The 16170-nt window shown below is 64.5% G+C and carries 21 protein-coding genes; 13 read left to right on the top strand and 8 right to left on the bottom strand.

The window, feature by feature from the left end; all coding sequences use genetic code 11:
• The first annotated feature begins 8 nt into the window (after window positions 1–8).
• The 5 genes from XI04_RS00795 (at window position 9) to XI04_RS00775 (ending at window position 3660) form a co-directional block, all read left to right on the top strand.
• On the top strand, window positions 9–977 hold the full coding sequence (locus XI04_RS00795) for a YVTN family beta-propeller repeat protein (protein ID WP_212475596.1): 969 nt from the start codon (window positions 9–11) through the stop codon (window positions 975–977).
• Window positions 974–1780: an ABC transporter ATP-binding protein gene (locus XI04_RS00790; protein ID WP_028142687.1), complete on the top strand. Its 807-nt coding sequence runs from the start codon at window positions 974–976 to the stop codon at window positions 1778–1780. Before XI04_RS00795 ends, XI04_RS00790 begins: the two co-directional genes overlap by 4 nt.
• Entirely contained in the window at window positions 1777–2625 is an 849-nt protein-coding gene (locus XI04_RS00785; protein ID WP_028142688.1) for an ABC transporter permease, read from the top strand. Before XI04_RS00790 ends, XI04_RS00785 begins: the two co-directional genes overlap by 4 nt.
• Window positions 2622–3230: a hypothetical protein gene (locus tag XI04_RS00780; RefSeq protein WP_028142689.1), complete on the top strand. Its 609-nt coding sequence runs from the start codon at window positions 2622–2624 to the stop codon at window positions 3228–3230. Before XI04_RS00785 ends, XI04_RS00780 begins: the two co-directional genes overlap by 4 nt.
• A gap of 130 nt (window positions 3231–3360) precedes the next feature.
• Window positions 3361–3660 carry a copper-binding protein gene (locus XI04_RS00775; protein WP_028142690.1) on the top strand — a complete coding sequence of 100 codons (300 nt, stop codon included), beginning with the start codon at window positions 3361–3363 and terminating at the stop codon, window positions 3658–3660.
• 122 nt (window positions 3661–3782) lie between these two features.
• On the opposite strand, the gene XI04_RS00770 is transcribed toward XI04_RS00775, so the two are convergent.
• Both XI04_RS00770 and XI04_RS00765 read right to left on the bottom strand, forming a co-directional pair.
• Entirely contained in the window at window positions 3783–4340 is a 558-nt protein-coding gene (locus tag XI04_RS00770) for a PQQ-dependent catabolism-associated CXXCW motif protein (protein WP_152102581.1), read from the bottom strand.
• Entirely contained in the window at window positions 4337–5218 is an 882-nt protein-coding gene (locus XI04_RS00765) for a substrate-binding domain-containing protein (RefSeq protein ID WP_038973399.1), read from the bottom strand. The genes XI04_RS00770 and XI04_RS00765 overlap by 4 nt, the downstream gene beginning before the upstream one ends.
• Before the next feature lie 126 nt (window positions 5219–5344).
• Here XI04_RS00765 and XI04_RS00760 point away from each other — a divergent pair, with 126 nt between their 5' ends.
• Window positions 5345–6271 carry a quinoprotein relay system zinc metallohydrolase 2 gene (locus XI04_RS00760; protein ID WP_271610409.1) on the top strand — a complete coding sequence of 309 codons (927 nt, stop codon included), beginning with the start codon at window positions 5345–5347 and terminating at the stop codon, window positions 6269–6271.
• Between the two features lie 83 nt (window positions 6272–6354).
• Complete coding sequence (locus tag XI04_RS00755) at window positions 6355–7173, top strand: quinoprotein dehydrogenase-associated SoxYZ-like carrier (RefSeq protein WP_028142694.1); 819 nt, start codon at window positions 6355–6357, stop codon at window positions 7171–7173.
• A 183-nt stretch (window positions 7174–7356) separates the two neighbouring features.
• On the opposite strand, the gene XI04_RS00750 is transcribed toward XI04_RS00755, so the two are convergent.
• Window positions 7357–7716: a hypothetical protein gene (locus XI04_RS00750; protein ID WP_271610408.1), complete on the bottom strand. Its 360-nt coding sequence runs from the start codon at window positions 7714–7716 to the stop codon at window positions 7357–7359.
• Window positions 7717–7836: 120 nt separating this feature from the next.
• On the opposite strand from XI04_RS00750, the gene XI04_RS00745 reads away from it, so the two are divergent.
• The 5 genes from XI04_RS00745 to XI04_RS00725 are packed head-to-tail and all read left to right on the top strand — an operon-like array spanning window position 7837 to window position 11503.
• Window positions 7837–8820 carry an ABC transporter substrate-binding protein gene (locus XI04_RS00745; protein ID WP_038974486.1) on the top strand — a complete coding sequence of 328 codons (984 nt, stop codon included), beginning with the start codon at window positions 7837–7839 and terminating at the stop codon, window positions 8818–8820.
• A 1-nt stretch (window position 8821) separates the two neighbouring features.
• Entirely contained in the window at window positions 8822–9559 is a 738-nt protein-coding gene (locus XI04_RS00740; RefSeq protein ID WP_028142696.1) for an ABC transporter permease, read from the top strand.
• The gene (locus tag XI04_RS00735; RefSeq protein WP_271610407.1) at window positions 9549–10277 is read left to right on the top strand and encodes an ABC transporter ATP-binding protein; all 729 of its coding nucleotides are present in this window, start codon (window positions 9549–9551) and stop codon (window positions 10275–10277) included. Before XI04_RS00740 ends, XI04_RS00735 begins: the two co-directional genes overlap by 11 nt.
• Window positions 10278–10325: 48 nt before the next feature.
• Window positions 10326–11129 carry a pentapeptide repeat-containing protein gene (locus XI04_RS00730; RefSeq protein WP_028142698.1) on the top strand — a complete coding sequence of 268 codons (804 nt, stop codon included), beginning with the start codon at window positions 10326–10328 and terminating at the stop codon, window positions 11127–11129.
• Window positions 11130–11155: 26 nt separating this feature from the next.
• Window positions 11156–11503 (top strand): hypothetical protein, encoded by a 348-nt coding sequence (locus tag XI04_RS00725; protein ID WP_028142699.1) that lies wholly within the window; start codon window positions 11156–11158, stop codon window positions 11501–11503.
• Between the two features lie 9 nt (window positions 11504–11512).
• On the opposite strand, the gene XI04_RS00720 is transcribed toward XI04_RS00725, so the two are convergent.
• The 5 genes from XI04_RS00720 to XI04_RS00700 all read right to left on the bottom strand — a co-directional run bounded on the left by XI04_RS00720 (window position 11513) and on the right by XI04_RS00700 (window position 14165).
• Window positions 11513–11722, bottom strand: a complete 210-nt coding sequence (locus XI04_RS00720; protein ID WP_018320724.1) for a hypothetical protein — start codon at window positions 11720–11722, stop codon at window positions 11513–11515.
• A gap of 153 nt (window positions 11723–11875) precedes the next feature.
• A complete protein-coding gene (locus tag XI04_RS00715) occupies window positions 11876–12718 on the bottom strand; it encodes a hypothetical protein (RefSeq protein ID WP_271610406.1) in 843 nt (280 codons plus the stop codon).
• Between the two features lie 271 nt (window positions 12719–12989).
• Entirely contained in the window at window positions 12990–13070 is an 81-nt protein-coding gene (gene pqqA / locus XI04_RS00710; protein WP_012029362.1) for a pyrroloquinoline quinone precursor peptide PqqA, read from the bottom strand.
• A gap of 228 nt (window positions 13071–13298) precedes the next feature.
• Window positions 13299–13628: a hypothetical protein gene (locus XI04_RS00705; RefSeq protein WP_244429147.1), complete on the bottom strand. Its 330-nt coding sequence runs from the start codon at window positions 13626–13628 to the stop codon at window positions 13299–13301.
• A gap of 144 nt (window positions 13629–13772) precedes the next feature.
• The gene (locus XI04_RS00700) at window positions 13773–14165 is read right to left on the bottom strand and encodes an EF-hand domain-containing protein (RefSeq protein ID WP_028142702.1); all 393 of its coding nucleotides are present in this window, start codon (window positions 14163–14165) and stop codon (window positions 13773–13775) included.
• Between the two features lie 340 nt (window positions 14166–14505).
• On the opposite strand from XI04_RS00700, the gene XI04_RS00695 reads away from it, so the two are divergent.
• Window positions 14506–16170: a methanol/ethanol family PQQ-dependent dehydrogenase gene (locus XI04_RS00695; RefSeq protein ID WP_018320727.1), complete on the top strand. Its 1665-nt coding sequence runs from the start codon at window positions 14506–14508 to the stop codon at window positions 16168–16170.

Raw genomic sequence — 16170 nt, 5'->3', positions numbered from 1 at the left:
GAACGCAAATGTTGCGCATGTGGCGTGTGGGGCTTCTGTCCGGACTGGCGCTGGCGGCGGCACCTGCGCATGCGTTCATCGCCTATGTCTCGAACGAGAAGAGCAATACGGTCACGGTGATCGACACCGAGAGCTGGACCGTGACCAAGACCATCAAGGTCGGCCAGCGCCCGCGCGGCATCGATTTCACGCGCGACGGCAAATTCGTGATGGTCGCCGTCGGCGACGACGACACCATCCAGGTGATCGACGCCAAGACGCAAGCCGTGGTGGACAGCCTGCCCTCCGGACCCGATCCGGAATTGTTCGCGCAGGATGCCGCCGGCAAGATCCTCTACGTCGCCAACGAGAACGACAATACGGTGACCGTGATCGACCTCGAGAAGCGCGCCAGGCTCGGCGACATCCAGGTCGGCGTCGAGCCCGAGGGCATGACCATCAGTCCCGACGGCAAGACGCTGATCAACACGTCGGAAACGACCAACATGGCGCATTTCATCGACACGGCGTCGCGCCAGATCGTCGCCAACGTGCTGGTCGATGCGCGGCCGCGCTTTGCCGAGTTCAAGCACGATGCTTCCGAAGTGTGGGTCTCCTCCGAGATCGGCGGCACCGTCTCGGTGATCGACCCGAAGAAGCACGAGGTGATCGGCAAGGTCAATTTCGAGATCCCGGGCCTGAGGAAAGAGGCGATCCAGCCGGTCGGCATCGGCATGACCAAGGACGACAAGACCGCCTTCATCGCGCTCGGCCCCGCCAACCGCATCGCCGTGGTCGACGTCGCCTCGCGCAAGGTGACGAAATACCTGTTGGTCGGGCAGCGGGTCTGGCACATGGCGTTCACGCCCGACGAAAAATATCTGCTCACCACCAACGGCGTGTCGAACGACGTTTCCGTCATCGACGTCGCCGCGCAAAAGGTGATCAAGACGATTCAGGTGGGCGAACTGCCCTGGGGCATCACGATCGCGCCATGACCAGCCCCGCTCCGATTCCCGGGCCACAGGAGGCGCCGAAGCTAGAAGCGGCGGCGGTGCCGGCGCTGTCGATCGACGGCGTCAGTCATGCCTATGGGCAGCGGCGTGCGTTGATCAACGTCTCCTTCAACGTGCAGCCGGCGAGCTTTACCGCCCTGCTCGGCCTCAACGGCGCCGGCAAGAGCACGCTGTTCTCGCTGATCACGCGCCTGTTCGGCATCCAGAGCGGCCGGGTCGGCATTTTCGGCCACGACATCAGCAAGAGCCCCGGCGAGGCGCTGCGGCTGCTCGGCGTCGTGTTCCAGCCACGTACGCTCGATCTCGACCTGTCGCTGACCCAGAACCTGCTCTATCACGCAGCCCTCCACGGCATCAGCCGGAGCGAGGCCGCCGCACGCAGCGCCGAGCTGCTCGGCCGCATCGGGCTCGCTGACCGCGCCGGCAGCAAGGTGCGCGATCTCTCCGGTGGCCAGATGCGGCGGCTGGAGATCGCGCGGGCGCTGCTGCACCGGCCGCGACTGCTGTTGCTGGACGAGCCGACCGTCGGCCTGGATGTCAAGGCGCGCGCCGACATCATCAGCCAGGTCCGCCAACTCGTGACGGAGCAAGGCATCGGCGTGCTCTGGGCCACGCATCTGTTCGACGAGATCATGCCGAGTGACGACCTCGTGGTGCTGCACCAGGGCAAGGTGCTGGCGCAGGGGCCGATGAGCCGCGTCGTCACCGAGGCCGGCGCGCAGGACGTCAACACCGCCTTCATGCGCCTGACCGGCGCGCAAACCATGCCGGGAGGCGGCGCATGAGCAGCATCACCACGCGCGAGGTGCCGCGCGGCTTCTCGGTCCAGGAGTACCTCACCTGCCTTACCGGCATCGTCTGGCGCGAGGGGTTGCGCTTCCTGCATCAGCGCGAACGCTTCGTCTCGGCGCTGGTGCGGCCCCTGGTGTGGCTGTTCATCTTCGCCGCCGGCTTCCGTCAGGTGCTCGGCATCTCCATCATCCCGCCCTACGAGACCTACATCCTCTACGAGGTCTATATCGCGCCCGGGCTGATGGCGATGATCCAGCTCTTCAACGGCATGCAATCCTCGCTCTCGATGGTCTACGACCGCGAGATGGGCAACATGCGCACGCTGCTGGTGAGCCCGCTGCCGCGCGGGTTCCTGCTGTTCTGCAAGCTGCTGGCGGGCACGGCGGTGTCGCTGCTCCAGGTCTATGCGTTCCTGCTGATCGCCTGGTTCTGGGACATCACCCCGCCGTCGTCAGGCTATCTGACCGTGCTGCCGGCGCTGATCCTGTCCGGGCTGATGCTGGGCTCGCTCGGTATGCTGATCTCCTCCGGCATCAAGCAACTCGAGAACTTCGCAGGCGTCATGAACTTCGTCATTTTCCCGATGTTCTTCGCCTCGTCCGCGCTCTACCCGCTGTGGCGGGTGCAGGAGGGCAGCCCCTATCTGTACTACCTCTGCGAGGCCAATCCGTTCACCCATGCGGTCGAGCTGATCCGTTTTGCGCTCTACGGGCAAATCAACTGGATCTCGCTGGCAGTGGTCGCGGCTTGCACAATCGTCTTCATGATCGGCGCGATTCTGGCCTATGATCCCTCGCGTGGGCTGGCGCGACGGGGGCCCGCAGGAGGCGAAGGATGAAGGTTCTGGCGATGGCTGTTGTGGCGCTGGCGCTGTCGGGCACGGCCGCGCGCGCGGCCGATCCACGCTATCCCGACTGGCCCTGCACCCAGGCCAAGGTGCCGGAGATTTCGCTTGCCGCCGTCTGGGCCGGCCCGGCGCTCGACGACGTCCAGAACACATGGAAAGACGACGCCAAGGTCAGCGCACTGGTCGCAAAACTATCGGCGCGCAAAACGCCGCTCGATGAGGCCGAAAAGTCCGTGAAGGAATTTCTGGCCGCCTCCGCCACTGACAAGACCGCGAAGGCGAAGCTCCTGTTCGCCGGCCTGTTCGACACGCTCAATGCCCAGCGCTCCCAGGTGATGGCCGGGCTCGAACGCGTCAGCCGCAAGCAGCGCGAGGCCGCCGACAAGATTCGCGAGGAGGCGATCGCCCTTCAGGCGCTGCAGGGCGCGACGCCGCGCGACGAGGCCAAGGTCGAAACGCTCAGCAACGAACTGATCTGGAAGACCCGCATTTTCGAGGACCGCAACAAGGTCGTGCGATTCGTCTGCGAGGTTCCCACCACGATCGACCAGCGCCTGTTCGCACTTGGCCGCGTGATCCAGCAGGAAATGGAATAGCGCCCGCCTCGCTGGAGGCCACGACAAGGTTCCCGGATCGGCCCGGTTAACCTTTGCCCGGCTATCTGCCGGAACCAAATCGATCTAGGATGGCTTGTCGAAGTGAACTCCAAGACGTCGGGAGGCCTCGATGGGAACCACCAGATTCATCTTTGCGGGCGCTGCGGCCCTCAGCATGCTTGCAACCAGCGCTCTTGCCGACGACATGACCGGAATGGTCATGCGGATCGATCGGCTCAACGGCACGATCTCGATCCAGCAGACGCAGAAGGGCACCGTCGGTGGTAGCGCTGGCGGCGCCGGCGCGCTCCAGGAGTACAAAACCAAGGACGCCGCGATGCTGGAGGCCGTTCATGCCGGCGACAGGGTGAACTATTCTGCGACCGACAACAACGGCACGGGCACGCTGACGAAGCTGCAGAAGCAGTAGGCGCTTGCTTCGCCTCTCCCCGTTCGCACCGCCGTCGTGGCCGGGCTTGTCCCGGCCATCCACGCTTGGCCACGCAGCGTGAAGAACGTGGATGCCCGGGACAAGCCCGGGCATGACGACGTCTACTGCTCCGGCCGCGGCTCCGGTTGCACCTCCTCTGTCGGAAGCTTGGCGCGCTCCCAGCCGTCGGTGCCATCGGGGTACCAGGCGATGTTGGAGTAGCCATACGCCAGCGCGCGCTTGGCGGCGTTCCAGGACATCCAGCAATCGGCGAGGCAATAGATCACCAGCAGCGCGGCCTTGTCGCCACGCGAGGCCTGTGCGAGGCCGCGCTGGAGATAATCGTCCATGGCCGGCGGCAAACTGCCGTAGCCGGTATCCGGCAGCCAGATGCTGCCCGGAATGTTCTTGCGCGGCGCATCACGCCATACCGTGCCTGCGGGAAGGTTCTTCGGCTTCGGCGGGCGCGGCAGCACGTCGACGAACGCGCCGCTCTTGGCGCGCCAGATCGCTTCGGCTTCCACCGTGTTGAGCACGCGCGCGCCCGCAAGCGTCGCCGGCACCGGTGCGCGATAATTGTCGGCGCGATAACCCTCGGGCTCGAACGGCTCCTGCTGCTGCGCGGATGCCGGCACCGCCAACGCGGCAACGACGAGCGCAGCGGCAAGAGGCCGCCTCATTGCGACTTCTTGGCCGTCTCCGCGCTGAGCGGCCGATTGCTCTCGTCGAGCAGCGGTATACCGAAGTCGACCAGGATCTTGTTGATCTCGCCCTGGTTCTCCTGGATCAGCTTGTTGAGCTGTCGCTTCCAGTTCTGGTCGGCGGGACGCACGCCCATGCCGATGCGATAGACCAGCTTCGGCCCCGTGGTTTCCTTCACCAGCGGCGTGACGTGAAGCGAGCCGATCTTCTTCGCATAATAGCCGGCCATGGGTCCCCACAGCACCCCGGCGTCGATCTTGCCGGCGGCGAGGTCGTCGATCATCGCCTGCGCCGAATTGTCGTAGCGCGTGTCGATCATCAGCGGATAGGGTTTTGCATCGCTCATCAGGCCGGCAATGGCCATGTTGGTCGCCGGCGGCGTTCCGGCGACGATGCCGACATGCTTGCCCTTCAGCTTCGGGTCCTCGAGCGTATCGACCTCCTCGAGCCCGCTGCCGGCCTTGGCGACCAGCGCGTACGACGTGCGGTAATAGGGATTGGTGCCCTGCACGACGTCATCGCCTTGCGGAAAACCCATGATGACATCGCAGCGATGCGCGCCCAGCGTCATCCGCACGAAGCCGGTGGCCTGCGGGAAGAAGACGTAGTCGAGTTTCTTCTTGAGCTTGTCGGCAAACAGCTCGGCCAGCTTGTTCTCGAACCCCTCGCCCTTCTCGTTCGAGAACGGCAGATTGCGCGGATCGGCGCAGACGCGCAGCACGTTCGGGTCGACCAGCTCGAACGAGAGGTCGCCGCTGTCATTGGTCTGCGCGATGGCGACATCGCCGAACGCACAGGACGCAACCAGGACCCCCAGTGAAAACAACCAGCGACGATGTCGTCCGGCCTCCGTCATCGCGCTTCCTCCTCGTTTTGTTTGAATGCTATCCATGCAACGCATGACGCGCCATGTTTTGCCAGACTTCGCTGGCTTTGCTTTGTTGCAGTGCAATGCAGCAACCCTTTGAACTGAGGCGGAAAAGTGTCTCGCATCGCTCGAGTGATCGCAGCCTTGTCCCTGCTGGGGATCGTAACGCTAGCACGGGCCGGGGCGGCCGAATTGCCTGTGAGCGAAGTCGCAGCGGGAATCTTCGTACACTCCGGGGCCATTGCCCTGATGACCCGCGAGAACGAGGGTGACATTGCCAATGTCGGCTTCATCGTCGGCGATGATGCGGTGGCCGTCATCGACACCGGCGGCAGCCTCCGCGAAGGCGAGGCCCTGCTGGCCGCCGTGCGGGCTCGCACGCCCAAGCCGATTCGCTATGTCATCAACACCCACGGCCATCCCGACCATGTCTTCGGCAACGCGGCCTTCGCCGCCGGTGGCACCAGCTTCGTCGGTCACAGCAAGCTGCCGCAGGCGCTCGCGACGCGCGGCCCCTACTATCTCGACAATTTTCGCCGCATCATGGGCAGCGCGTTGATCGATCCCGTGAAGATCATTGCCCCGACCCTCTTGGTTTCGGACACGATGACGCTCGATCTCGGGTCGCGCCGCCTCATCTTGCGCGCCTGGCGGACCGGGCACAGCGACAGCGACGTCACCGTGTACGACGAGTCGACAAAAACCTTGTTCGCGGGCGACCTGGTCTTTCTCCGCCACATTCCGGTCATGGACGGCAGCATCCGCGGCTGGCTCGACACGTTGAAGCAATTGGAGACCATCCCGGCGCAACGCGTCGTTCCCGGTCACGGCCCCCTGAGCGACTGGCCTGCCGCGCTGGCCGATGAGCGGCGCTACCTGTCAACGCTGTTGTCCGACGTGCGCACGCTGAACAAGAATGGCGAGCCGATCCGAGCCGCCGCCGACAAGGCGGCTGCACAGGAGCGGCCGCGCTGGGAGTTGTTCGGCGATTACAACGCCCGGAACGCAACTGCAGCATTTTCGGAAATTGAATGGGAGTAGCAGGCGCGCTACGATAGGCGCAGGAGATCAGCTTCGCTGACTCCGGAACGAGATCAGCTTCGCTGACTCGGAGGATCATGACCATGACCCGATGGACACGCCACCTGCCCTTGATCGCTGCACTGCTCGGCATCGCCTTCGCCGTGCCGGCGCAGGCTGAAGAGGCCGACGATCCCTGGCCGGGCCTGGTGCAGGACATCTTCAATAGCCGTGCGATGAACGACGGCAGCGGCGTGATCGGCATCGAGATGCCGTATCGCGCAGAGGACGCGGCGATCGTGCCGGTGACCCTGCGCAGCAAGCTGTCGCCCGCAGACAGTCGCCGTATCCGTTCGATCACGCTCGTGATCGACCGTAACCCGGCGCCGATGGCGGCGAAGTTCGAGCTCGGCTCCGACGCCAATGTCACCGAGATCTCGACGCGCGTGCGTGTCAACAATTACACCGATGTGCACGCGGTGGCCGAGCTCAGCGATGGCCAGCTCTATGTCTCGAAAGTCTATGTGAAAGCCTCCGGCGGCTGCTCGGCGCCGGCAGGAAAGAACGCCGAGGAGGCGCAAAACCGGCTCGGCCAGATGCGCTACAGGCAATTCGCGCGCGAGGAAGCGCCCGCGAGCCGCATCCGCGAAGCGCAGATCATGATCGGCCATCCCAACAATTCCGGCCTTCAGATGGACCAGGTCACGCAGCTCTACATTCCCGCCTTCTTCGTCAACCAGCTGAAGCTGACGCAGGACGACAGCCCGGTGCTGTCGATGGAAGGCGGCATCTCGATCTCGGAAGATCCCAATCTGCGCTTCACCTATGTCTCCAACGGCGCCAAGCGTTTCCGCGCGGAAGCAAAGGACACGGATGGGCACGTGTTCCGGAATGAGTGGGATGTGGAGAAGCCGGGGACGTAGCTAGCACCGCTTATGCTAATTCCCCTCTCCCCTTGTGGGAGAGGGTGGCTCGCCGCATAGCGGCGAGCCGGGTGAGGGGTCTTTCTCCTCAGATGAGCGCGCGGTGAGATACCCCTCATCCGGCGCTCCGCGCCACCTTCTCCCACAAGGGGAGAAGGGATTGCACCGTTTCCGCGGCTATAGCTAAAAACACCTCACCTCGGCTTCCGCCTGCGCCCGCCGCAAATCGTTCACTGCCGTGTTCGCCTGCTCGGAGGTGCGGAACTGGACGCCGAGATTGCCGCGGACCTGGGACATGCTGAGCGCGGTCTCGGCGGTCACGTAGCGCTCATAGGTGACGATCGAGGCCACCACGTCGATCGAGCAGGAACATTGCTCGATCGACTGCCGACTCTCGCCATTGGCCTTCATGCAGCCATAGACGTACTCCGCGCGTGCCGACGTCGGATAATCATTGGCCTCCTCGGCCCGCGCCACGCACGAGGTCGCCGCCAGCACCGTCAATGCGGCGACAATCGGTCGTAGCTGTCCGGCCAGTTTCATGCGCATCCTCCCGCGGGTTGCGAGCAAAGCTATGCTATGCGTATTGTCCTGAAAAGCACTCTATCAGAGGAAACGGCTCACAAGGTGATGAGAGCACTTGGCGTGATAAGGGCACTTGGCGTGATAAGGGCACTTGGTCGAACATTGGCGCTCGCGACGACGCTGGCGCTATCGCTGGCCGCACCCGGCCGCGCCGCGGATTCGATCCGCCTTGCGGTGCAGAAAACCGGAACATTCTCCTGGGAGCTGGCCGCGATCCGCGCGAGCGGCCTCGACAAGGAGGCGGGCCTTTCGCTCGAGGTCACCGAGCTCGCGAGCACCGAGGCCGGCAAGATCGCGATGCGCGCAGGCAGCGCCGACATCATCCTGTCAGACTGGCTGTGGGTGTCGCGCGAGCGCGCGCTCGGTGCCAAGCTCACCTTCTATCCCTATTCCAGCGCGCTCGGCGCAGTGATGGTACCCGCATCCTCTCCGATCAAGACGCTCGCCGACCTGAAGGGGCGCAAGCTCGCGGTCGCCGGCGGGGCGATCGACAAGAGCTGGCTGCTGCTCCAGGCGAGCATGAAGCAGGACGGCATCGACCTGAAGTCGGAGGCGACCATCGCCTACGGCGCCCCGCCCCTGATCGCCGCCAAGGCGCTCGACGGCGAGATGGAGGCGAGCCTCAATTTCTGGAATTTCTGTGCCCAGCTCGAGGCCAAGGGATTTCGCCGCCTCGCCGGCATCGAGGACATTCTGCCGAAGCTCGGTGCCAAAGGCGCTGTCTCCGCCGTCGGCTATGTCTTCGACGAGAATTGGGCCGCGAGCCATCGCGACGCCGTGGCGCGATTCATCGCGATGACGCGCAAGGCCAAGCAGCTTCTGGTGACCTCGGATGCAGCCTGGGACAAGATCGCGCCGCTCACCGGCACGTCCGACGCAGCCATGCTCAAGACCTATCGCGACCGCTATCGCGACGGTATTCCGCGCCGGAGCATCGACGACGAGGAGAAAGACGCGCGCGTGCTCTACCGCGTGCTGGCCGAGATCGGCGGCCGCGACCTCGTCGGCCCGGCGGCCGAGCTCGATCCGGGCACGTTCTATCACGCGGTCCCCGGAGATTGAGGTGCTGCGTCTTCTGTCGTTCGCCCTGTTTCTCGCGATCTGGTGGATTGCCGCGCTGTTCGTCGGCGGCGCGAAGCTGCCCTCCCCGCCGGCCGTGCTCGAGGTGATGATCGCGGAAGCCTCATCTGGCGCGCTGTTCCTGCATCTCGGCGCCACGCTGGCGCGCGTGACCCTCGCCTTCGTGCTGGCGATGTCGCTCGGCAGCGCCATCGGCTACCTGATGGGACGGGTCAGGCTCGCGGATAAGCTCGGCGATCCCTGGCTGATCCTGCTACTCAATTTGCCCGCGCTGGTCGTGATCGTGCTGGCCTATATCTGGGCCGGCCTGACCGAGGCCGCCGCGATCGCGGCGATCGCCATCAACAAGCTGCCGACCGCGGTCGTCACCCTGCGCGAGGGCACCCGCGCGCTCGACCGCTCGCTCGACGAGATGGCGAGCGTGTTCGCGATGCCGCGCTGGCGCGCGTTCCGCCATGTCGTGCTGCCGCAGCTTGCGCCTTACATCGCAGCCTCGGCCCGTTCCGGACTGTCGCTGGTGTGGAAGATCGTGCTGGTCGCCGAGCTCTTGGGACGTCCGAACGGCGTCGGCTTCGAGATCGGCGTCGCTTTCCAGCTGTTCGACACGCCGCGGCTGCTCGCCTATTCGCTGACCTTTGCCGCGGTCGTGCTCGTCATCGAGACCTTGCTGGTGCAGCCGTTTGAAGCCCGCGCAAACAGGTGGCGCCCCCGTGCGGCTTGAGGTCGAGATCACAGGCAAGACGTTCAGGAGTGCCGCGGGCGGAATGCACGAGGTGCTGGCGCCGCTCAAATTCGCGCTTCAATCCGGCGAGGTCGGCGTGCTCATCGGTCCCTCCGGTTGCGGCAAGAGCACGATGCTGCGCATCATCCTGGGGCTCGATAGCGAATTCAGGGGCCACGTTGCGCGTCCACCGCAGGCGCGGATCGGCATGGTGTTTCAGGAGCCGCGGCTGCTGCCGTGGCGTTCGGTCGAGCAGAATGTGCGGCTGGCGGCGCCCGACGTGACCGAGGCGAAGCTGTCCGAACTGTTCAGGATTCTGGAGCTGGAAGCGCATCGCAGCCACTTTCCCGGCGAGTTGTCGCTCGGCCTTGCCCGGCGCGTCGCGCTCGCCCGCGCTTTCGCAGTCGAGCCCGATCTCCTCGTGCTCGACGAGCCCCTCGCCTCGCTCGACGACGCGCTCGCCGGCCGCTTGCGCGACGAGATCGCGACGCTGGTGGCCAGCCGTCCGGTGATGGCGCTGCTTGTCACCCACAGTCTCGATGACGCGGTTCGGCTCGGCGACCGCCTGTTCTTCTTGTCGCCGCGCCCCGCGCGTATCGTGGCCGAGGTGCCTATCGGCATCCCGCGCGACAGACGCGGCGAAGCCGAGATTGCGGCGATCAAGGCCGGCCTCGCCCAACGAACTCAAGGCGACCGCACTGAGCGAGATGTCTCATAGCCGGTCGCCTGGCGGACGTGCTAGACTGGGCCGGCGGCGGAGTCGATGATGACGCGGACGGTCGCCCTCTCAACGCTGGCAACGCTTGGTCTTGCACTCGTCACGATGACGGCGGGCGCGCAGGACATGATGCGCGACGTCGACCTCACCTCCCCCGCGATGGTCTCGTCCGAAATGACCAGGCCAGAGGTCGAGGCCGTGCTGGCCAAAGCGAGCGCCGCGCAGCCTGCCGATTTCACCGGCAAACGCCTGTCGGGCCTCGATCTCTCGGGGCTGGACCTGTCCAACGCGGTCTTCCGCGCCGCGCGGCTCAACAAGACAATACTCCGAGACGCCAGGCTTGACCGTGCAATCCTCGATCAGGCGTGGCTGCTGGATGCGGATCTTACCGGCGCAAGCCTGAAGGGCGCCAATCTGTTCGCCTCGCAAATGGCCCGCGCGCGTCTCGACGGCGCGAACCTGTCAGGAGCGCGCATCGCTGCCGATCTCACCGGCGCAAGCCTGGTCGGCGCTTCGATCGCGGACGCGAATCTGGGCGCCGATATGCGCAACCAGTCGATGGGGCTGATGCGCGCGGTGCTGAGATCCGCCAATCTGGAACGGCTGAACGCGCGCAACGCCGATTTGTCGCGCGTCGACCTCGAATTCGCAGTCCTCAGGAGCGCCGATCTGAGCGGCGCATCACTGAAGAACGCCCAACTCGGCGGAGCCGATCTGACGGGCGCGATCGTCATCGACGCCGATTTCGACGGCGCCGATCTCGTCTCGGCGAAGCTGATTGCACTGAACGGCCTTGACCGCGCCAAAAATTTCGACAAGGCAAAGAACCGCGAGCGCCTGATCAGGGAATGATGGCCCGCCTTTGGGAGGACTGGCTGATGCGTTGGGTTCTAGCTTTGATCGCGTCGTTGACGCTTGCCGGCGAAGCCGCCGCGCAGGCCAAGGGCAAGGGCATTAGGCTCTGGAACCTGACGACGGAGACGATCTCCGGCTTCCAGCTCTCGCCCGCCGGCAAGACCGACTGGGGCCCGAACCAGTGCTTGAACGACAAGGACAAGGAGGTCGACCACGACGAGCGGCTGCGCATCACCGGCGTCGAGCCGGGCCGCTACGACGCCAAGGTCAGCTATCCCAGTGCGCGGCAGTGCGTCGTTCGCGACATCGAGATCAGGGCGGATGCGGTGTTCTCGATCGCCGACAAGGATCTGAAGGACTGCAGCAAGTAGCGAGACGCCTCACGCCTTGTCGTTCGGGTGCGGATATTCGCAGCGCCACCGCACCGCCTGCCATTTCGGATGGTCGCCGACCCATTGCGCGATATAGGGGGGCGCGGCCATCGCGCATTGCCGCGGCGACCCACCATAGTTGAACATCAAATGCTGTTCCTCGCAGGTCGCAGGCGAGAGCACCGCACACACAGTCACCACCAGGTCAATCGGGTTCATGCCGGGATCCTCTCGCAAGTGGCGGTCAAGATTAGCACGAAAGGTTACGTACCACGGAAGCGGAAGTTTCAGATCCGGGCGAGAAATGGGGCGGGAACTGGCTCTTCCCGGGCTCCCAGGCAAGGCAAAGCCCGGGCATGACGACGCTCTCTGCTAAAAATTGACGCCGAACACCATCCGGGCCTGGTGGCGCTCGAAATTGACGAGGTCGAGATTGCCGCCCGCTCCGGCCGGCCGGCCCCAGGCCTGCATGCTCCAGCTCAAGGTCAGCCGCGAGCGCTCGGAGAGCTGGAAATAGGCGGTCGGGCCGACGAACAGGGCCTGGCCTGAAAACTCGCCGAGGCCGATGCCTTCATATTGCCGGAAGTAGCGCAGCTCCCCGCCGAGCAGCATGTTGGGCCGCGCGCGCACCAGGCCGGCGAACGCCGCACCGATCGTCGAACTCTTCTCGGACTGCCCCGCCACCTCGAAGCGCGCCCATTCCGGTTGATAGATCAGGTTGAGGGCGCCGATGGCAAAGTTCGGGATGAGCTCGCGGTCGATGGCGAGGGTGAATTCCGTGCCGTACATCCGCCCCTTCGCGCCGCTGGTCTCGTCGATGCGGTCGCCGTGGAGCTCGGCGGCGATGGTGAGGCCGAACGGCGCGCGCTCGCGGTCGAGCAGGCGATAACGCAGGTCGAGCGAGGCGCCCTGGAAGTTGATCTGACGGCGGTCGTCGATGTCGGGGACGCCGGTGATATCGTGCAAGCTGGCGGCGGCGCCGACCTCGATGCGGAAGTTCGGCAGCGGCACGATCTCGATCTCGACCTCTTTCTCAAGAGCGCGATAGGTGCCGCCGCCCTTGCCGAAGCGCCCCGTCGTCTGGCTCTGGAATTCGCGCTCGCCGGGATTGCCGACATCGGTGCCGATCATGAAGCCGAAGATGTGCTCGGTATCGAAGCCCTCCTCGGCGTGCCCATGCGTCGGTATCAGCGCGACCGCGCAGGCAATCACCATCAGAAATCTGCGAGCTCCGCCGCGCATCCCCGTACCCCGAAGGCGCGCGCCGCTTTGATGCGGCAGCAGCGCTGACCGGCCATCAGCGTAACACACTGCAGCAAGAGCGTGGTCTAGATTTTGAAAGAAGATGATTGCAGCCTGCGCAGGCGTTTCATCGCAGGCGTATCATCGCGTCGGTGGCAAGAAGCACAATGATGCCAGGCTCGGGATCCGACACTGCCACGGCTTCGACGGCGTTCACCGTCAAAGCCGCGGCAGGTCGTCAGTCTTACTTGCGCGCAGCGCAGGCGTACATGTTGATTTCCATGCCGACCGGCACTTCCACGATCTTCGGAGCTTTCCAAGCCATTCGGGGTCTCCCCAAGGTATTGAGCGCGACATCGCGCGGCGCAAAACCTAGGGCTGCGTCAGTTGCAGTTCAAGCCTCGATTCGCCTGCCGAGCGCGTCCGTGTCGATTCTTCGCGGCTGCGTTTCTCTCTCGGACAAAGCCAGTTCCCTCTTGGTCAAGCACGACCTGCGAGACACCGTCTTGTGCGACGCACCGCACGTCGAATCGACACGAATGGCACGTCGCCGTCAGCAGCCCTTGTCGGCCATTGCGGCGTCCGGCTTGGCACCTTCGGCCCGCTGAGCCGCCGTCGGCTGGCTCTGCATCTGCCGCTGCGCATCTTCGGATGAAGCCGGCGTTTCGCCACTTGCACGGTTCATCGTGCTGGTCGGCGGATGCTGGCTGGTGTCGCCCGCTGAACTGGACGAGGGCGACTGCGCTGCGCCCACCGTCACGGGACCAGAACCGGCATCCTTGTCAGTGCTGGCGCTGCCCGTGTTGCACGGGCCGGCGACCGCGACTCCGGCGCTCAACGCCAGGATCGCGCAGGCAGCAAGAACGGAACGTTTCGTGTTCATCTGCATCTCCTCTTCTCCCGCGGCGCTGCCCCGGCGCCGAGCAGGACGTCGCGAAGAGAACAGGCCGAGCAGCCTGATGTTCCGAGTTTCGGAGCGGAAATGCTCCCAAACGCCACCGCGTCACGACTGTTCCGATTGCACCGCTCACCGCAACAATCGCAGCAGCGCGCGCCCGGCGCGCGAGTTCAGCTCCTTCGCATCCAGCGTTCCGTCCTTGTCGGGATTGGCCGCGTTGAAGCGCTGCTCGACCACGGACAGATATTCGTCGAGCGTCAGGGTCCCGTCACGATCGGGATCGGCCGCGGCGAGCTCTTTCGCCGTCAACCGTCCGCGCAATTCGCGCGCATCGAGCGTGCCGTCATGATCGGGATCGAGCTTTGCGAACGTTGCGGCGGCCGCCTTCTTCACCTCGGCGAGATCGAGCGTGCCGTCATTGTCGGTGTCGAACAACTTGACCGCGTTGCCGGAGGCCGACCACGCCGGACCGGACAACAATGCAATGGTGAGCGCAAGTGCAACTGAGCGACGCGAAATCATCAAGACCTCCAGATGAAGAGCCCCGGTTCGGGCGGGGACACGACGACATAAATCCACAAGCAGTCCCAGGTTCAAGTCCGTAACTGCAACTTGCGCGCGCGACAACCCCGGGGAACCTGGCTTCCGCCCCGACAACCTACGCCGAAGCTGCTTCGCGTTGCGGAATTTTTTCAGCGTCTCCACGCAAGTGGAAGTCTACGGCCGTCAGGTTTCCGTAAGGTGACCGGCGCCTGTTCAACGATATCGACACGACACTTACGACTTTCGTATTGACGCGTTTTGGTTTCCGACGGAGTGTTGCTCCCGCAGCGTCAAAAGGCGCGCATATTGGGAGGAACGGATGAAACGCTTTGCGATGGCCGCGAGCCTCGTCATGCTTGCATCGACTTGTGCAAGCGCACAGACCACCGAGCAACTGGTCAAGGGCGCGACTGATACATCGAACGTTCTCAATTACGGGATGGGCTACAATCTGCAGCGCTTCTCGACGCTGAACCAGATCAACAAGGACAGCGTCAAGAACCTCGTCCCGGTCTGGAATTACTCTTTCAACGACGATCGCAGCGAGGAATCGCAACCGCTGGTGTACCAGGGCGTGATCTACGTGACCTCGCACAACGCGACCATGGCGGTCGACGCCAAGACCGGCAAGCAGATCTGGAAGACCAAGGTCGAATATCCCGCCGAGACGCCGCGCATCGTCTGCTGCGGCATCATCAACCGCGGTGCGGCGCTCTATGACGGCAAGGTGTTCCGCACCACGCTCGACGCCAACGTGATCGCGCTCGACGCCAAGAACGGCAAGGAGCTGTGGCGGCAGAAGGCGGCCGACATCAAGGAAGGCTATTCGATGACGGTGGCGCCGCTGGTTGCCGACGGCGTCGTCATCACCGGCATCTCCGGCGCCGAGTTCGGCACCAGGGGATTCATCGACGGCTGGGATCCCGCGACGGGCAAGCATCTCTGGCGCACCCATTCGATCCCCTCGCCGGAAGAGCCCGGCGGCGATACCTGGAAGGGCGATACCTGGAAGCTCGGCGGCGGCTCGACCTGGATCACGGGGTCTTATGACCCCGAGCTGAACACGATCTATTGGGGCATCGGCAATCCCGGCCCGTTCAACTCGGCGGTGCGTCCCGGCGACAATCTCTACACCTGCTCCGTGCTGGCGATGGATCCCAAGACCGGCAAGATCAAGTGGCACTACCAGTTCTCGCCGAACAACCCGTTCGACTATGACAGCGTGGCCGAGATGGTCCTCGCCGACATGAATGTCGAGGGCAAGCCGACCAAGGTGCTGATGGACGCCAACCGCAACGGCTTCTTCTACGTGCTCGACCGCACCAACGGCAAGCTGCTCGCGGCCAATCCTTACGTGAAGGTCAACTGGGCGACCGGCATCGACATGAAGACGGGACGTCCGATCGAGACCGACGTGTCTAAGGACGCGCGCGAGGGCAAGAAGGTCACGGTCTATCCGTCGATCCTCGGCGGCAAGAACTGGGAGCCGATGTCCTTCAACCCGCAGACCGGCCTTGCCTATGCCAACACGCTCGCCTTCGGTGGCAGGTACAAGACGGAGCCCGTCACCTTCAAGCAGGGTGAATGGTATCTCGGGATGGACCTGACCGACCTCTGGGAGTACGGCGACGGGCCGCGCGGTCATCTCAAGGCGATCGATCCCATGACCGGCAAGTCGAAATGGGAAGCGCCGAGCGACATTCCACGCTTCTCGGGCGTGCTGTCGACCGCGGGCGGCGTCGTGTTCTCGGGTGCCCTAACCGGCGAGTTCGAGGCCTTCGATGCCGACACCGGCAAGAAGCTCTGGCAGTTCCAGACCGGGTCCGGCATCGAGGGCCAGCCGGTGACCTGGCAGCAGGATGGCGTGCAGTATGTCGCGGTGACCAGCGGCTATGGCGGCGTCTACTCGCTGTTCTCCGGCGACGAGCGGCTTGCCAACGTGCCGCCCGGCGGCTCGCTGTGGGTCTTTGCGGTCAAGCAGTAA

The sequence above is a fragment of the Bradyrhizobium sp. CCBAU 11430 genome, assembly GCF_028128855.1.
GTDB classification, from domain to species: Bacteria; Pseudomonadota; Alphaproteobacteria; order Rhizobiales; family Xanthobacteraceae; genus Bradyrhizobium; species Bradyrhizobium ottawaense.
This window is presented reverse-complemented; position numbering and strand designations above follow the sequence as displayed.